Origin of the sequence: Allobosea sp. TND4EK4 (assembly GCF_900156025.1) — a bacterium.
In the GTDB taxonomy this organism is placed as follows: domain Bacteria; phylum Pseudomonadota; class Alphaproteobacteria; order Rhizobiales; family Beijerinckiaceae; genus Allobosea.
Genome location: NZ_FTMO01000014.1, coordinates 1 through 16459 on the forward strand (window position 1 = coordinate 1; position 16459 = coordinate 16459).

General features: G+C 64.3%; 16 protein-coding genes. 11 read left to right on the forward strand and 5 right to left on the reverse strand.

All coding sequences use genetic code 11. The features are described 5' to 3' along the window. Positions 1–390 precede the first annotated feature (390 nt). The 4 genes from BW981_RS17300 to BW981_RS17315 all read right to left on the reverse strand — a co-directional run bounded on the left by BW981_RS17300 (position 391) and on the right by BW981_RS17315 (position 6706). Positions 391–1314, reverse strand: a complete 924-nt coding sequence (locus BW981_RS17300; RefSeq protein WP_076441484.1) for a CobW family GTP-binding protein — start codon at positions 1312–1314, stop codon at positions 391–393. 3 nt (positions 1315–1317) lie between these two features. Continuing rightward, positions 1318–2811 carry an amidohydrolase family protein gene (locus BW981_RS17305; RefSeq protein ID WP_076441486.1) on the reverse strand — a complete coding sequence of 498 codons (1494 nt, stop codon included), beginning with the start codon at positions 2809–2811 and terminating at the stop codon, positions 1318–1320. A 477-nt stretch (positions 2812–3288) separates the two neighbouring features. Beyond that, positions 3289–4365, reverse strand: a complete 1077-nt coding sequence (locus BW981_RS17310; RefSeq protein WP_076441488.1) for a sensor histidine kinase — start codon at positions 4363–4365, stop codon at positions 3289–3291. A 154-nt stretch (positions 4366–4519) separates the two neighbouring features. Beyond that, positions 4520–6706 carry a sensor domain-containing phosphodiesterase gene (locus tag BW981_RS17315; protein WP_244560365.1) on the reverse strand — a complete coding sequence of 729 codons (2187 nt, stop codon included), beginning with the start codon at positions 6704–6706 and terminating at the stop codon, positions 4520–4522. A gap of 354 nt (positions 6707–7060) precedes the next feature. Here BW981_RS17315 and BW981_RS17320 point away from each other — a divergent pair, with 354 nt between their 5' ends. The 5 genes from BW981_RS17320 (at position 7061) to BW981_RS17340 (ending at position 11318) form a co-directional block, all read left to right on the forward strand. Then, positions 7061–8053, forward strand: a complete 993-nt coding sequence (locus BW981_RS17320) for a sensor histidine kinase (protein WP_076441491.1) — start codon at positions 7061–7063, stop codon at positions 8051–8053. Between the two features lie 228 nt (positions 8054–8281). Beyond that, a complete protein-coding gene (locus BW981_RS17325; RefSeq protein WP_076441493.1) occupies positions 8282–8644 on the forward strand; it encodes a response regulator in 363 nt (120 codons plus the stop codon). 159 nt (positions 8645–8803) lie between these two features. After that, positions 8804–9973, forward strand: coding sequence for a zinc-dependent alcohol dehydrogenase (locus BW981_RS17330; RefSeq protein WP_076441495.1), 1170 nt, complete (start codon positions 8804–8806; stop codon positions 9971–9973). A gap of 137 nt (positions 9974–10110) precedes the next feature. Further along, positions 10111–11037 (forward strand): manganese catalase family protein, encoded by a 927-nt coding sequence (locus BW981_RS17335; protein ID WP_076441497.1) that lies wholly within the window; start codon positions 10111–10113, stop codon positions 11035–11037. After that, on the forward strand, positions 11037–11318 hold the full coding sequence (locus BW981_RS17340) for a hypothetical protein (RefSeq protein WP_083712449.1): 282 nt from the start codon (positions 11037–11039) through the stop codon (positions 11316–11318). Before BW981_RS17335 ends, BW981_RS17340 begins: the two co-directional genes overlap by 1 nt. A 199-nt stretch (positions 11319–11517) precedes the next feature. Here the strand turns inward: BW981_RS17340 and BW981_RS17345 are convergent, their stop codons facing one another. Next, positions 11518–12456, reverse strand: a complete 939-nt coding sequence (locus BW981_RS17345; protein ID WP_076441499.1) for a LysR family transcriptional regulator — start codon at positions 12454–12456, stop codon at positions 11518–11520. Between the two features lie 90 nt (positions 12457–12546). Here BW981_RS17345 and BW981_RS17350 point away from each other — a divergent pair, with 90 nt between their 5' ends. From BW981_RS17350 to BW981_RS17370, 6 genes are all read left to right on the forward strand, one after another. After that, positions 12547–13422 carry an aldo/keto reductase family oxidoreductase gene (locus tag BW981_RS17350; protein ID WP_076441607.1) on the forward strand — a complete coding sequence of 292 codons (876 nt, stop codon included), beginning with the start codon at positions 12547–12549 and terminating at the stop codon, positions 13420–13422. Between the two features lie 167 nt (positions 13423–13589). Next, positions 13590–13745, forward strand: a complete 156-nt coding sequence (locus BW981_RS23160; RefSeq protein ID WP_175624165.1) for a hypothetical protein — start codon at positions 13590–13592, stop codon at positions 13743–13745. Between the two features lie 108 nt (positions 13746–13853). Then, positions 13854–14156 carry a DUF2249 domain-containing protein gene (locus tag BW981_RS17355; protein WP_076441609.1) on the forward strand — a complete coding sequence of 101 codons (303 nt, stop codon included), beginning with the start codon at positions 13854–13856 and terminating at the stop codon, positions 14154–14156. A gap of 29 nt (positions 14157–14185) precedes the next feature. Then, on the forward strand, positions 14186–15607 hold the full coding sequence (locus tag BW981_RS17360) for a hypothetical protein (protein WP_076441501.1): 1422 nt from the start codon (positions 14186–14188) through the stop codon (positions 15605–15607). After that, entirely contained in the window at positions 15549–16112 is a 564-nt protein-coding gene (locus BW981_RS17365; RefSeq protein ID WP_076441503.1) for a DUF2249 domain-containing protein, read from the forward strand. Before BW981_RS17360 ends, BW981_RS17365 begins: the two co-directional genes overlap by 59 nt. Next, on the forward strand, positions 16109–16393 hold the full coding sequence (locus tag BW981_RS17370) for a metal-sulfur cluster assembly factor (protein WP_076441505.1): 285 nt from the start codon (positions 16109–16111) through the stop codon (positions 16391–16393). The genes BW981_RS17365 and BW981_RS17370 overlap by 4 nt, the downstream gene beginning before the upstream one ends. Positions 16394–16459 lie beyond the last annotated feature (66 nt).

Genomic DNA, 16459 nt, shown 5'->3' on the forward strand with positions numbered 1-16459 from the left:
GCCGGCATGACCACGCAGGATGGCGGCGGCGAACCCGAACGCCTGCGCCAGCTCGCCGAAGCCGCCTTCGCACAGACCAAGGCCGCAGCTCCCGCGAAAGCCTCCCCAGCCGGCCGCGCCCAGGATGCCGGCTGGGAAGAGTTCTGAGGAATGGCTGCCAAATGAGCTGAGCTGTGTGACGCGTTTCGCCGGAAGCGCCGGACACTGGTCCGGACGAGACCGGCCAGAACCGCATTTAACGAATCCCGGACGGAATGCGCCATCAGCTGGCGGACGCTAGCGGCTCGGCGACGAGGCGTCGCCAGCCGCGCGCGCCAGTTATCCTGCCGCAAGCTGCCGGCAGTCGCGGCGCTCACTCGGGATTCGAGCCGAGTTCGCGGGCGGTACCTCTCAGCTCTTTCGTCCCGCCTGGCTCATGGCCTCATCGATCTCCGATCGAACGATCCTGTCGACCTCCGCGATGAAGACGATGCGCGTGCCGCTCTTCGCCATGTCGTCCCGGCCAAGCGGAGTCAGCGTGGCCTTCCCACGGGTGAGCTGGAAGAGGTAGGCGACATCCGGCTTCTCGGCCGTTTCGAGAATACCTTTCGCGCGGACGAGCCGGGACGCTAGCCGGCCGATCGCCTGCTGGAAGCCGGCGAGCGATATTGGCTCCGCGGCCGTCCAGTTGAAACTCTCGAATCGGTCGGTGCTCGGCCTCTTCGGGCGTGTCGTCCGCTCGCGGGCCGTTCCGACTTCGGGAAGGACCAGATCGAGCGGGATCTCGCCTCCGTCCGCCTCGACGAGGGTTGCCCTGCGATTGATCTGCGACAGAGCCTGACGGCGCGCATCAAGGGTTGGCTTGTCGACGAGATCGCCCTTGCTGACAGCGATGAGATCGGCGACCCGCAGTTGGCTCAGGAGCAAGGGATCGCTGAGATCCGCTTCCGGGGATGCCGCGTCGGCGACGCATAGCACCGTTTCCAGAGGGGCTTCACGCCAGATCACCGGATCCATCAGATTGCGGACGATGTCCTCGGGATCGGCGACGCCGCTGGTTTCGATCACGATAGCGTCGGGCTTCGGGGTTCGCCGCAGCAGATTGGAGAGGGTCCGAAGGAGGTCGCCTTCGAGCGAGCAGCAGATGCAGCCATTGGCGAGGCTGACGACCCCGTCCTCGGCGCCAGCAATGAGCTCCGCGTCGATATTGATGGCACCGAAATCATTGACGACGGCCGCGATGCGGCGGCCGTCGGCCTGCTGCAGGATACGATTGACCAGCGTCGTCTTGCCAGCTCCGAGAAAGCCGGTGACCAGCAGGATCGGAACGGGCACGCCTTAAGCTGCCGCGCCGAAGGGGCGACGCACTGGCCGTCCCGGCCGGGCTGCGACATTCATGAGCCCGTCGGCAATGACCGGCTCGCCGCTGACGACAAGGTGCCGGACGCCTTCGGCCGGGCGGTTCATCGCCGAGAACTCGGCGCGGTCAGTCAGCTTGTCCAGATCGAACACGACGACGTCGGCGTCGGCGCCCATTTTCAGCCGCCCCTTGTCCCGCATCGCAGGCGTGCTCGCGGCAAGGATCTCGGCAGGGATCAACGTGCATTTTGCGATCCCCTCCTTGAGGCCGATCGCCTGCCGCTCGCGCACCCAGTGACGGAGGAAGCGCGTGAAGGTACCGGATGACCGCGGGTGCGAGGTCGCCTCGTCGGGAAGGGGCCAAGCATCGCCGGTATAGGTCGATCCGTCCGGCATCGACCAGGGCATGGCATCGGACGCGATCGCGCCACCGGGGTACAGGACCGAGAGGTCGAGCATGTCGCGGTGGCGGGCATTGTTCTCCGTGTCGAGGACATGCCACAGGACGAGCTGCGAGGGATCCTCGGATTGTGCCGACAACAGGTCCTCGCGATCCTGAATTCGGCGCCCGCTCGTGACCAGCTGGATCTGTTGGTAGCGCGTGTCGTTGCGTTGCTCGAATTCCGGGTCGCTGAAGAACGCAGCGGCGATCACGGTTGAGCCGGTGCCATAGGGATAGGCTTCGACGGTGATTGGCAGGCCCTGTTCCTGCGCCTTCCTGATCAGCCGCTCGCAGCGCTCGACATCGGTCTTGCTGGAGCTGTTGAAATGGCAAATATGCATATGCGCGCCCGTCGCGCCAGCATAGCCGATCAGGCGGATATAGGCCTCCGCAGCGCTCTTCGGGTCGGTATTCGCCATGTAGGCAATATGGGTGAAGGTCGGCACACCGCGCGCAGCGGCGAGCTGGCAGAGCGCCGTCAGTTCCTGCACGCCCGCACCGGGAGCGTAGGCGTTGAGAATGCCGATGCCGATGCCGCCCTCATCGAGCCCCGCCGCGATACGGTCGAGGATGTTCTGCTGCTCGGCGGGAGACGAGATGTTGTCCATCCAGCGCGGATCGCGCATGGCACGCCCGAACGCTTCGAGAGACGATTCCTCATTGATCCCGATCATTGCGCCGATCCGGGCAAAAGCCCAGTTCGTCGCGGCGCCGTAATTCAAGACACGGCCCTGTTCCGCCTGCCGGCGATACCAGGGCGCGACCGGCAACACCCCGGCTTCGAGGTCGAGAGTCGTGGTGACGCCGTCGAAAGCCTGCATTCGGTCGGCCGGGATCGACTGGCCATGGGCGTGCAGATCGATGAAGCCGGGCGCGACGATCAGCCCCCGCGCGTCGATGACGCGCTCTGCATTGCCGAGGTCAGAGCCGATCGCGACGATCTTTCCGTCGGCTATCGCGATGTCGGCGATGCCGTCATGGCCGCTTTCCGGATCGACCACGCGGCCGCCAGCGATCAGGAGTCCGCCCATCTATCCTTGCCTCTCGTTCCCTGCATGGCTTGCTCTGGTCGCAACCACCGTCGCCCCGATGTTCGCCGATCGAGAACGGCCGAGGCAAGAGCGTCGATCGGCGAGCCGCTTTGGTCGATCATGCGGGGCAAGCATGGACTCAAGCTGTGCAACGTCGCCGGTACTGCTGATGCGCCGAATGGCGCTGAAGCCCGCTCGGATCCGTATTGCAGCGAGCCGCTCGTCCATACGAGCGCACAGGCGGACCAACTGGCGAGGTCCGGCCGAGCCGTAGCCGCTGTCGGCGGCGAGCCGGGCCGGCCAGAGCCCGAAGCGCTCCTTGCGCCCGGTCGAGCATTCGGGAGGACTTCTTGCGGACGGTACGGGGACTCGGTGGCCGAGCCGACGGAGACGGCCTTCGCGAACGCTCCGGCACGTCCGCATGCACGTGGATCACGCTGGCGGCCGATCGGCGCGATGGAGCAGGGAGCGAGGCTTTCAGACCGGTCGGTTCACAGGTGCCGGCGTCAATTGTCCCTTTGAATCGCTCTCCGCTGCATAGCTCAATGTCACGAGCGTCCCTGGTCTGGCCTCTGTCACCGTGATCTCGGCGCCCAGTTGACCGGCCAATGCCTTGACGATGCTCGTTCCCAAGCCGGCCTTGGCATCTTCGGCGGCGGTCGGCATCCCGACACCGTCATCTGCAACCGCGAGAGACCAGCCCGATCCGGCCGCCTTGTAGCTCACCGTGATCCGACCACCCCTTTGGCCGGGATAGGCGTGCTTCAGGGCATTGATGACCAGTTCGGTCACGACCAGTCCGAGGCTGATCGACTTATCCGCTTGCACGACACTCTCATCGACGTCGACGTCCAGTGACAGGACGTCGCGGTCGCGGATCATCGATGCGCCGATGCTGCCGCACAGGTTTGTAAGATAAGGCTTCAGCTCGACGTCGCCGATCTGGGACGTGGCGAGCTGCTGCTGAAGAGCCGCGACGGACATCACGCGATGATGCGCATCCTGCAAATGGCCGCGGGTTTCATCCGACTGGACCTTGCGGGCGCTCTGCATCAGCACGCTTGCGATGATCTGCAGGCTGTTGGCGACGCGGTGTTGCAGTTCCTGAAGCAGGATCGCCTTTTCGCGCAGAAGCTCATCCTTCTGCTTCTCGCTGCGCCTGGCGTCCGTGACGTCGAGAACCGAAAGCAGGACCCGCACGTCATCCGTGCTTTCGTAACTGAGCTTGTGAGCGTTGACGACGAGCCGGCGCGGACTGCGATCGACCCTCTGGAGATTCATCTCATAGGCTTCGACTTCGGCATACCCGGACGCCGTGGCCTTGAGCAGGGATTCGAGCTGGGGAACATCCCATTCTCCGGCGCCGAGATCAGCCATCTTCTGGCCGACGACGTTCGAAGGGTTGAGGGAAAACACGCGGCAGAACGAGCGGCTGGCTACGATGATTTCCAGCCTCTCATTAAGCAGGAGGAGCGGGGCGTCCGAGGAAGAAATCACAGCCAGGGCAAGCCCGAGGGCGAGTTCCGGCGGCGAGGATAGGATCGGATCAGCCATAACAGGCCTTTTCGGCTGTCGGCAGCTCTCGGAGCGAAAGCGGATCCACGGATCTCCCGTGGCTATAGCATAGCCCGACCGGGCTCACATGCTCCTCTTGGACAAGCGATAGCACGGGGATCGAAGTCCAAGGGAAATATTCGCTTCGAGAAGCCTATGCGACAGATCTGAGAAGAGGCGCATGGCGCCGTCTGCCCGTGACGGATGAAACGGCATTGGCTTTCCCAAACAGGTAGCCTTGCCCGGAATCGCAGCCGATGGCCTGAAGGAGAGCAAATTGCGCTTCCGTCTCCACGCCTTCCGCAACGACGGTCATGTCGAGTGCATGAGCGAGATCCACCAGGGCCTTCACGATGGCAAGACTCTCGGCGTCCTGTCCAAGTCCGAAGACGAACGACTTGTCGATCTTGATCTGGTCGATCGGAAAGTCCCGCAGATGTGTCAGGGAGGAGTAGCCGGTCCCGAAATCGTCGAGCGCGATCAAGATGCCTGCGGCACTCAGTCGGCGCAGCTCCGTGCGGATCGCGCTCGTATCGCTTCCGAGAAACAGTGTCTCGGTGACCTCCAGCTTGATCGTGCCCGGATCGATCCCGCAATCATCGAGACGCTTCAGAAGTCGTCCGGCGTAGTCGGGCGAATGCAGCTCTGCTTCCGTCGCGTTGAGGCTGATGACCCCGGGATCGATGCCGCCAGCCCGCAGATTGGCGATGTCGGCGATGACGAGGCTCATCATTCGCTCGCCGATACGCCTGCATGAGCGCTGATCGGAAAAGGCTTCAGCGAAGTCTCCTGCGGCACTGATCGAGCCGTCCTGATTGCGGATGCGCGCCAGAGCCTCGTAACCACAGGTCGATCGGTCCGACAGCCGAACGAAGGGCTGATAGAATGGCACCAGACGGTTGCCGATGATGGCGCGCTCCACCTTCTCGATGGCGAGACGGCGCTTGTCGAAGAGCGAGCTGATTTCGGGAGCGAAACAGCCGACCGAGCCGCGTTGCCGGCGTTTCGCATTGTAAAGCGCGATATCTGCGCATCGCAGCAGATCCTTGGCGTTCAGCGCATCCTGCGGATAACTCGCTACCCCCACCGTGGCCGAAACGAGGATGCTCTCGTTGATGGCGACGATCGGCTGCCTCAAGGCGCTGAGCACCTTGCGAGCGATGGCCCGATGACGAGACCGTTTGCCCGCAACGGGCATAATGACAGCGAATTCGTCACCTCCCAGGCGCGCGACGGTGCTGTTTGCAGGCGCGCGCTCTTTCAGAAGGCCAGCGACGGCCTTGAGGACCTCGTCTCCGGCCTCATGCCCGCGCGTATCGTTGATCTCCTTGAAGCCGTCGAGATCGATCAGGACGAGCGCCACGGTCGATCGGCCGGCATCCGCATCCGAAAGATTGGCGACCAACGACTTCTCGAAGAAGGCTCGGTTCGCCAGCCCCGTGAGGAAGTCCATGTTGGCTGCCAGCCATAGGCGTTCCTGGGCCTCGTGGCTTGCGGTGATGTCCTGGAAGACGCCGATCAGCCGCGCAGGAGCGCCATCGACCGTTTCGATCTGCCCTGCCGAACGGACACGACGCTTGCGGCCGGTCGCAGTCACAAAATCCGCGGCGAACTCAAACGGCTCGCCGGTTCGTATCGCTTCTGCGAGGTGCGCCTCAACCATCTGACGGGCCTTGCCAGGGTAAAATGCAAGAGCTTCGGTTGCCGTTGGAGGGACGCCCACAGGCAGGTCATGAAGGCGGAAAATCTCGTCGGACCAAGTTGCGCGGTGCGTTTCCAGATCGATCGACCATGCACCGATTGCCGCCATGCGCTCGATCTGCAGAAGCAGTCGGTTCTTGGTTTCGAGCTCTCGGTTCTCACGCATCCGCTTTCTTGCGGCGGCTTTCAGCGCGAGTTCATTGGCGTGAAGGCGTACAAGGTCTTCGACGAGCCGGCCGAACCTCACGAGTGCCTGCTGCGCGGCCTCGTCGAAACTGCGCGCCTTGGTGTCGATGATGCACAGCGAGCCGATTCGACTGACGCCATCGATCGAGAGGGGGTAGCCAGCATAGAAGCGGATGTGCGGAGCGCCTGTCACAAGCGGATTGCTCAGAAACCTGACGTCTCGGCTGGCATCCTCGACGACAAGCAGCCCGGGCAGCTTGATCGTATAGTTGCAGAAAGCGACGTCTCGCGAGGTTTCGGTTGATTCGAGGCCGCAACAGGCCTTGAACCACTGGCGATCGTGATCGATCAGCGTAACCAGCGCTATGGGGCAATCGAAATGCCCGGCGGCAAGCGCCACGATCGCATCAAAAGACGGATCTCTCGGGGTGTCGAGCAGTTCCAGCGCCCTCACGGCCGCCAAACGTGTGTCCTCGCAATCCTGGTGACCGCCGACTCGCACGTCTGATCTCCTCTTGAATGCGTGAACCGGGCCCCCCTCCGCCGGAAATAGCGCGACGGCGAGTAAACAACCGCATTTATTAACGAATTGACCGCTTCTCCTCCGCCGGACAAAGCCGGTTCTGGCGGGACAGTCACGGCCGCGTCAGATCATTGCCGTGTGCGAGATCATGCTGGGGCAGGCACCGGCAGATTGCGCCGAGGCTCCATCCATGCGTGCGAGGGGCCGGGTGAAAGACATAGTGAATGTGACGCATCTCCAGTAGCAGTACGATGAGCTGCCACCGGTTCACCTGGAGATCTGGCCTTGCCCTTGTCCAATCCGAGCGCCTGGAGTGCGACGAGCCTGCGCCGTGCCATCAGCGCCGCGGGCGTAGCCCTGTGGTCCTGGAATGTCGAGACCGACAGATTCGCCATGGACGATCGGGGTTTTGATCTGTGGGCGGTTCCCCGGAGCGAGAACGTCAAGTTCGAGGACCTGTCGGCACGCATCCACCCGGCTGACCGCGATCGCGTTCGGGAGGCTTTCACGGCGACACGGGCGATCGTCGGCGCTTACGAGATCGACTTCCGCATCATCATCGACGATGAGATCCGATGGATTTCGGCCCGTGGCATCGGTGACGACGCGGGTCTTCACGATCGCCTGGCCTATGGCATCTTCCTGGACGTGACCGGGCGCAAGCAGGCCGAGGAAGGCCATGAGCTTCTCGCCGGCGAAATGAGCCATCGCGTCAAGAATCTTCTGGCCATCGCCTCAGGGCTCACGCAGATCTCGTCGCGATCGACCAAGACCGCCCAGGAAATGGCCGTCGAGCTGACAGGCCGGCTGAGCGCACTGGGGCGTGCCCACGACCTCGTGCGGCCGCTCCCCGGCCATCAGGGCACGGCCGCTCTGTTGGGAGACCTCGTGTCGATCCTGCTTTCGCCCTATGAGGACATGGGAGCCTTTAGCGGGCGCATACGAGTGGCGGTTCCTCGCATGGGCGTTGGAGAAAACACCGCGACGACACTTGCTCTGGTCATCCATGAGCTGGCGACCAACTCCCTGAAATACGGCGCGCTTTCATCCGAAAGCGGCACGCTCGACGTGTCGGGCGTGACCGAAGGGGAAGACGTCAGGATGGTCTGGACCGAGCGCGGCGGGCCGGAGGTCGAGAGCAAGCGTCAGAGCGGCTATGGCAGCCGGCTGGTCGAGCGCAGCATCGCGGGACAGTTGGGCGGCTCGATCGAGTATGACTGGTCGGCTGAGGGCGTCGTCGTCACGCTCATGATGAAAGCGTCCAAGCTCGCGAGCTAGCCGCCCGCTTCGTCCGCGCTGATCTGTCGTTCTCCGGACGCCCGTTCGCGGCCGCCTGCGCTGAACCTGCGATATCGAGCCTCACCGTCCACTGGCGCGGTTGTGGCGCCCACGACTGATCGCCTTGCCGAATCCGACCGAGGTCGAATTCTCAGCCCGATTCTTTTCGTAGTCACGAAACATCCGCGATATTCGCTCGTTCAGTCGGCTCATGGCCGAAAGATTTTCATGGCAAATACTGTCGTTCTTGTCGTCGAAGACGAGGTCATCATTCGAATGAATGCGGTCTCGGTTATCGAAGACGCGGGTTACGATGTCGTTGAGGCGGCCGATGCGGACGAGGCGGTCCGCCATCTGGAAACGCGCTCCGACATCCGGGTCGTTTTTTCTGATATCGAAATGCCAGGGGCCATGGATGGGCTGAAGCTGCTCCATGCGATCCGCAAGCGCTGGCCCCCCGTCGTCCTCATCCTTGCGTCTGGCCGAGTGTCGCCTGCGGTCGTCGACATGCCCTCGGACACCGTGTTCCTGCCGAAGCCTTATCAGGAAGCGAGGCTGCTGGAGATTCTGGCTGGCATCGCATCAGAGTAGCCACTCGCCGTCTCGCCCGATCGTCCGATCCCTCGCACTGGTTCCGGACAATCGAAGAAAACGGTCCTACTTTCCATGAGGGCGGCGAAGGGAACGTCTGACGTCTCACTTGCGTTGCCGTCGGTAGGCGGGGGCCTCCGGACAAGCAAGGACGACCCCATGAGAGCGCTGTGCTGGCACGGCAAGGGCGACGTGCGCGTCGACACTGTGCCTGACCCGAAGATCGAACACCCGCGCGATGCCGTGATCAAGATCACCTGTTGCGCGATCTGCGGTTCCGATCTGCATCTCCTCGATGGTTATCAACCCACCATGGAGAGCGGCGACATCCTCGGCCACGAGAACATGGGCGTCGTGATGGAGCTGGGCGCCGAGGTGACCAACCTCAAAGTGGGCGACAGGGTCGTCGTCCCCTTTACGATCAGCTGCGGTGACTGCTGGTTCTGCCGCCAGGGGCTGTTCTCGGCCTGCGACCGCACCAATCCCAATGCCAAGATGGCCGCGGAAGCGATGGGCCAGTCACCGGCCGGGCTATTCGGCTTCAGCCACATGCTGGGCGGCTATAGTGGCGGCCAGGCCGAGTATCTGCGTGTCCCGATGGCCGATATCGGCCCGATCAAGGTGCCCGACAGCGTCAGCGACGAGCAGGCCCTCTTCCTCTCCGACATCTTCCCGACAGGCTATATGGCCGCTGAAAATGCCCAGATTCGCAATGGTGACACCGTCGCGATCTGGGGTTGCGGGCCCGTCGGCCAGTTCGCCATCCGCTCTGCCATCATGATGGGCGCCGGACGCGTCATCGCGATCGACGAGGTGCCGGAGCGCCTTGCCATGGCGCAAGCCGGGGGCGCGGAGACGCTGAACTTCAGCGAGGTCGATATCTACGACGAGCTGATGGTCATGACCAAGGGCAGAGGCCCCGACAGCTGTATCGATGCCGTCGGCTGCGAAGCCTCGGGTCATGGCGCGGCGGACGCCATCCTCGACAAGGTCAAGGCTGCCGCCTTCCTGGCCACCGATCGCGTGCATGTTCTGCGCCAGGCGATCATGTGCTGCCGCAAGGGCGGAACGATCTCGATCCCGGGCGTCTATGTCGGCATGGGCGACAAGATTCCGATCGGCGCAGCCATGAACAAGGGCCTGACCTTCAAGATGGGCCAGACCCACGTCCAGGCCTACACCAAGCCGCTGCTCGCCAAGATCGAGGCCGGCGAGATCGATCCGAGCTTCGTAATCACGCACCCGGCGAGCCTCGAAGACGCTCCCGAGATGTACAAGAAATTCAGGGACAAGGAGGACGGGGTCATCAAGGTCGTTCTTCGGCCGTAGCGGCCGGGGAACAATCGCGACCGGCCGTCGTTGCCTCAGTTCAGACGCTCGGCACGGACAATTCCGAGCGTCGCGGGCGCCCACCCATCATCGTCGAACCTCACGACATCCAAGGCCGGGGGGTCAGGACAGCGCTCATGTTCATGCGAATTGATCAGCTCCAGGCTGAACTACCACCGCCGAAGAAGGCCGATCCCAACGCGGCCGCCGCCTTGCAGGAGTTGCTCGGCGGCAAATACGGCGAGATGTCCACGCTGGGGAACTATATGTTCCAGAGCTTCAACTTCCGCAGCAAAGAGAAACTCAGGCCGTTCTACAGCCTGGTGGCCGCGATCACGGCCGAAGAGCTGGGCCATGTCGAGCTCGTCAGCAATGGCGTTGCCATGATCGCCAACGGCCCCGACAAGAAAGATGGCGACGAAGGCGATGGCGGCGATATTTCGGGAGCGCCCTACGAAGCCATGAAGGACATGCGCCTCGCTGCGGCCTTCCTGTCGAATGCAGGCGGCGCGACGCCCGTGAACAGCAACGGCGTCTCCTGGAATACCGATTTCATCACCACCACGGGCAATGTCGTCACAGATCTCCTGCACAACTTTCACCTGGAATGCGGCGCGCGCCTGCACAAGATGCGGGTCTATGAGACGCTGTCCGATCCCACGGGACGCGAAGTGTGCGGTTATTTGCTCGTTCGCGGCTCAGTCCACGCGCATGCCTATGCGCTGGCTCTCAAGCAGATCACCGGCGTCGAGATCGAGAAGATGCTGCCGACGCCCAACATCAATCTCGACAAGATTCCCGAATGCCAGAAATACCTTCAGGAGGGCTCCCACAGGCGCCTTTATACCTTCAGCCCCGGTGACTACACCGAAATGGCCGGGATCTGGGGCAATGGGGAGATGGCGCTTCCCGGCGACCCGCCAGGCGAACTGGAAGTCGTCGAGGGGATGCCGGACGGCGGGAAGATCCACCAGCTGACCGGCGTTCCATCGGCATTCACTCCGGATTACGCCCCGGAGGAAATGTTCGAGATCGCCACCAAGCTCTACAAGGCTTCGCGCTGATGGCCGCCTCGCCAGCCGTGAAGTCCGGCAGCCCCATGGGACTGTTCTACGAGCTCTGGATGCTCGCTTTCGAAAGTCACCAGGCGATCTGTCTTCGGACGTCCAGGCTCTCGTTCGGAGGAGAAGCAGCCGGGACGGAAGCCCAGTTGATGATCACCGAAAAAGTCGACGCGGCTCATTCTGCAATCGAGAGTCTGATGGGCGGCGTTCCTCCCATCAGGATCGTGCAGCGATATCGCTCCGCGGTTCGAGCCAATGTCTCGCGCCTGTCGAAGGCCTAGCAAAGCGTTGACCGACAGCCCGCGGCTTTGCGGGCGCATCACGGGATACCGGCGCTAAAATCCGATATCCCGACATGTCCGCAAGCAGCCCGTGACGCATCCTAGCCCACGAATGTTCATGGAAATGAACAGGTAGGCCGAGCGCATCAGACTTCTGGCACAGAAGGGCCCCGGGGGCGAACGCCCGGGGCCCATTCGTTCATCTTGTCGACGGCTCAGATGACAGGCCGCTACCGCCACTGCTCTGCTTGATGAAGTCGATGAAGGCGCGTAGCGGCGGGGGCAAGAGCCGGCGGCCAGAGAAATATAGGAATGGCCCTGGGAAGGGCTGCCACCAATCCTCCAGAACCGGCACGAGCGCGCCGCTCTCGAGATGAGGACGCAGCCATTGCTCAAAGAGCTGGATGATCCCGACGCCCGCGACGGCCATGTCGATGGCGAGATCGGTAGCGCCGCCGACTTGCACTAGCACTGGTCCCCGCGGCTCGACGCGCACGATCGCGCCGTCGTGCTCGAACTCCCAGGGGCTCGTTGTCGCGCCGCTGGCAAAGCGCCCGAGCAGGCAGGCGTGGCTGAGCAGGTCCTTGGGATGCCGAGGGCGGCCATGCCGTTCGAGATAGGCCGGCGCCGCGGCTGTCGCAAAGCGTTGCCGTCGCGGTCCGATCGGGACGGCGATCATGTCCTGGTCCAGGCGGTCATCATAGCGAATGCCGGCATCGCAACCTGCAGCAACCACATCGACGAAGTTGTCGTCGGCGAGAATCTCCATCGTGATATGGGGATAGGCGGCCAGGAAAGCGGGCAGGATCGCCGGGAGCACCAGCCGGGCGGCGCTGACCGGCACGTTCAGGCGAAGCGTGCCGGCAGGTTCGTCACCCAGGCTCTTCGTGCCCGCGAGCGCAGCTTCGACTTCACCGAGCGCCGGTCCCAGACGATGGATCAGCCTGGTCCCCACCTCTGTTGGGGTGACGCTGCGCGTGGTGCGATGGAGCAGGCGGACGCCGAGTTGGGCTTCGAGCCGGCGAACCGCCTCGCTCAGTGCAGATGCGCTGACACCTGTTTTGCGGGCCGCGTCGCGGAACCCGCGCGCCTGGGCCACGGCCAAGAAGCCGTTGAGATCGCTCAGCTCGGTTTTCATTGTTCGGATTTCCGCACGGCCTGTACGGATCATTCGGGATTATCCTCTCAGTCGCCAGTCTTTATCTCATGGTCATCGAAGGAGATGGACATGCAATCGATCGAGCAGGCCGGCAGCTTCACCCTCGGAGACCGACGTGTGACGCGACTGGGGTACGGAGCCATGCAGCTCGCCGGCCCAGGGGTATTCGGGCCCCCACGCGACAGGAATGGGGCGCTCGCAGTGCTGCGTGAGGCCGTCGCCGCCGGTGTCGATCACATCGACACCAGTGATTTCTATGGGCCTCATGTCACCAATCAGCTGATTCGCGAGGCGCTGTCGCCCTACCCCAGCAATCTGGTCATCGTGACCAAGGTCGGGGCGCAGCGGGGAGAAGATGGCTCTTGGCTACCAGCCATGGGGGTCGACCAACTTCTTCGGGCGGTCGAGGATAATCTCCACAATCTCGGGCTCGAGGCGCTCGACGTCGTCAACCTGCGGATCATGTTCGACAGCCATGGCCCGGCCGAGGGCTCGATCGCCGCTCCGCTGGAGGCACTCGCCATGCTGAAGCGGCGCGGACTGGTCCGCCACATCGGCTTGAGCAATGTCACGGCGGCGCAAGTGCAAGAGGCCCGCGGCATCGCTGAGATCGTCTGCGTACAGAACCACTATAATCTCGCTCACCGCGATGACGACCAACTGATCGATGACCTTGCCGAAGACGGCATCGCCTATGTGCCGTTTTTCCCCTTAGGGGGCTTCGCTCCACTGCAGTCGGCGATCCTCACCGAGCTGGCAGCGAAGCTCGGCGCGACCGCCATGCAGGTGGCCCTGGCCTGGCTTTTGCGAAGGGCGCCGAACATTCTCCTGATCCCGGGAACGTCCTCGATCGCGCATCTCCGCGAAAATCTTGCGGCCGCTTCGCTTGTCCTGCCGGACGACGCAATCACAGCCCTCAACGGCATTGCGGCAGGCGGGTCTTGACGCATGCGCCAACGCTTTGCTCCCTAGAGAGCCCGCATCTCTTCGGGCAAGGCGGTCATGCCGTGGCCCCCAGGCTGGAGCGCCTGCCGGCCGCGCTGCCGGCGATCTACCGAGCACTCGCAGGCTGAACGCCCGACCGTCGAAGGCGAACACCGGGGAGACTGATCATGACTGAAGCCCGGACGGGTCGCGCCGTCGTCACCTCCGCCATCGTCGTCATGGCGGTGATCCTGAACCGCATGGGCGTGCTGCAGAAGGGCGGCGTCGGCGCGGCCGTGCAGGTGTCGGCTGCCATTGCCATGGTCCTCTTCATCGAGCAGTAGGGCGGCCGCTGCTCGGCTGTTTGCGCTCCGACAATTCCGGCCGGGTGCGGCCGGGCTAGGCTCCCCGAATGCCCCGCCTTGCGGGACCGCAACCCGGAGCCGACCATCATGACCACCCCGACTCTCGCACCGCTCGACGTGCGCGCGATCCCGCCGGGCATGCGGCATGCCACCATCTTCGGCATTCTGGAGCGCCTCGAGCCGGGGGAATCCTTCTGTATCGTCAACGATCACGATCCCGCTCCGCTGCATCATCAGATCGATGCGCGCTGGCCCGAGATCTATTCCTGGAGCTACGTCGCGGCCGGGCCGGACGTCTGGCAGGTCGAGATCGCCCGCAACGCGGCGCCGGCGGGAGACGCCGATTGCGGCGGGCACGATGCGGGCCATGCCTGCACCTGCGGGCACTGAGAACGGCTGCCGACCGAGGCCAAGCGGCCATGCCGATGCCATCGCTCTCCCGCTGGACGATGAGCTATTTCGCCGCTGCGCTCGGCTGCCTGCTGGCGGCGGAGGGGCTCGCCATGCTCGGTATCGGCTACCCCGCAGCCGGGATGAGCGAGCCCGCGACCCTGATGCTCGTCCATCTGGTGGCGATCGGCTGGCTCAGCCTCGCCATGGCGGGGGCGCTGCTGCAATTCGTGCCGGTATTGGCGGCGCGCCCGCTGGCCTCGCCCTATCTCGCACTGCCGACGCTCATGTCGCTGGTCGCGGGGTTGCTATTGCTCTGCGCCGGCTTCGCGACGCTCGCTGGCTGGGCGGATGTGCCGCTCGGCCTGCTGCCGCTAGGCGGGCTGAGCCTGCTCGGCGGGCTTCTTCTGCTCGTCGTCATGCTGTGCCGGACACTGGCGGGCTTGCGGCGGCTAGATCCCTTTGCCGGCATAATTCGGGGCGGCCTCGCCTGCCTCGCTCTGACCGCGCTGGGCGGGGCGGCTTTCTCCACCATCCTGTCCGGCCGGGGCGGCGCGCTCGGCGCGTTCGGCACGCTGTTGCCGGGCGGGCTGCCTTTCCACGCCTTGCTGGGCTTCGGCGGTTGGCTCGGGCTCATCGCCTTCGGCGTCAGCTATCGCCTCTTCGCCATGTTCATGATAGCGCCCGAGCCATCGGGCGGCCGAATGAACCTCCTCGTCACGGCAGCCGGCATGGGGCTCGTTCTGGCCGCGGCAGGCCTCGGCGCCCCGACGGTCGGCCTCGACGGCGGTTCGGGGCTCGTCGCCACGGTGAGCCTGCTGCTGGCGCTTGCGACCGGCTTTTATGGCCGCGACATGCTGACGCTTTATCGCAGCCGCAGGCGCAAGGCGTTGGAGGTCAACATGCTGGCGAGCCTTCCGGCCTTCGCCGCGCTCGGCTTCGGCATCGGGGCGCTACCGATTGCGCTGATCGCGGGAGCTGGCGAGGGTTTCGTCGCTGCGGCGTCCTTCCTGCTCGTTTTCGGCTGGCTCGGCGGGCTGACGCTGGCGCAGCTCACCAAGATCGTCCCGTTCCTGACATGGCTCGAAGCCTATGCGCCACGGATCGGCAAAGGGCCTGCCCCCCGTGTCGGCGAGCTTCTCGCGGCCCGGCGTCCTCTCGTCTGGTTCGCACTCTACTACGGCGGCACGGTCCTCGGCAGCGGAGCGCTGGCTTGCGGCGCGACCCTCGGCTTCCGGCTGGCGATGACACTGGCGCTGGCCGGCACGGCGGGGATCGCGGCCGAGTTCGTCCGGGTACGGCGCTTGTCCCAGGTCAAGGCGGCAGACCGGCCACCGCCGCATGAACGGCCCAGGCTGCTGCTGGCGCGCGCAGATGAAAGGAGCTTGTCCCATGACGACCCCCCGCGGACCCAACCCCACATCAGGCACGCCCGGTCCCCTCGATGTTGATGTCAGACCGCTGCTGCGGGCTGGCGACGACCCCTTCCAAGCGATCATGGAGGCTACGAGTGAGTTGGCGGCAGGACAGTCGCTCCGCCTGATCGCTCCGTTTCGGCCGGTACCGCTCTTGTCGGTAATGGCCAATCGCGGCTTTGCCGCCAGCGAAAGCGCGCTCGGCGATGGCGACTGGGAAGTCCTGTTTTCGCCCGTCGCGGCGGAGCCCGAGGAGGGCCTGGCGCTGGGCTCGAGCCCGGCGGCGATCTTCTGGGGAGAGCCGGCCATGGAGCTCGACCTCAGCAATCTCGACCCGCCGGAGCCGATGGTGCGGATCCTGGAGGCGCTCGAGGAATTGCGGCCGGGCGAGGTGCTCTTCGCTCTGCTTGCTCGCGAGCCGGTCTTCCTCTTCCGCGAACTGGCCAAGCGCCAGCATGAATGGGCCGGCAATTTCGATTCGGCCGGCATTGTCTATCGGCTCCTGGTGCGCCATGGCGGCGGCGCGAGGGGCCACGGATGAGTGTGCGTCTCGAAAGGCTGGTCGAGATCGCGCTGCGCGATGTGCTCGACCCCGAGATGGGCCGCAGCGTCGTCGATCTCGGCCTGATCTACGGCATCTCCGCCGCATCCGACGCCACCGTTACCGTCACCATGACGACGACCACGCGCGGTTGTCCGTTGGCGGGCTTCCTGAAGCAGGCCGTGGCGCTGGCTGCCGGGGCGGTGGAAGGCGTTTCGGCGGTCGAGGTCGTGCTCGTCTACGAGCCCGCCTGGCAGCCCGCCATGGTCGCGGCGGAGTGAGGCGACCCGCCGGGATCGTCAAAGATGTTGTGCTGCAACAAAGATCGGATCCGCCCGCCTCCTAAT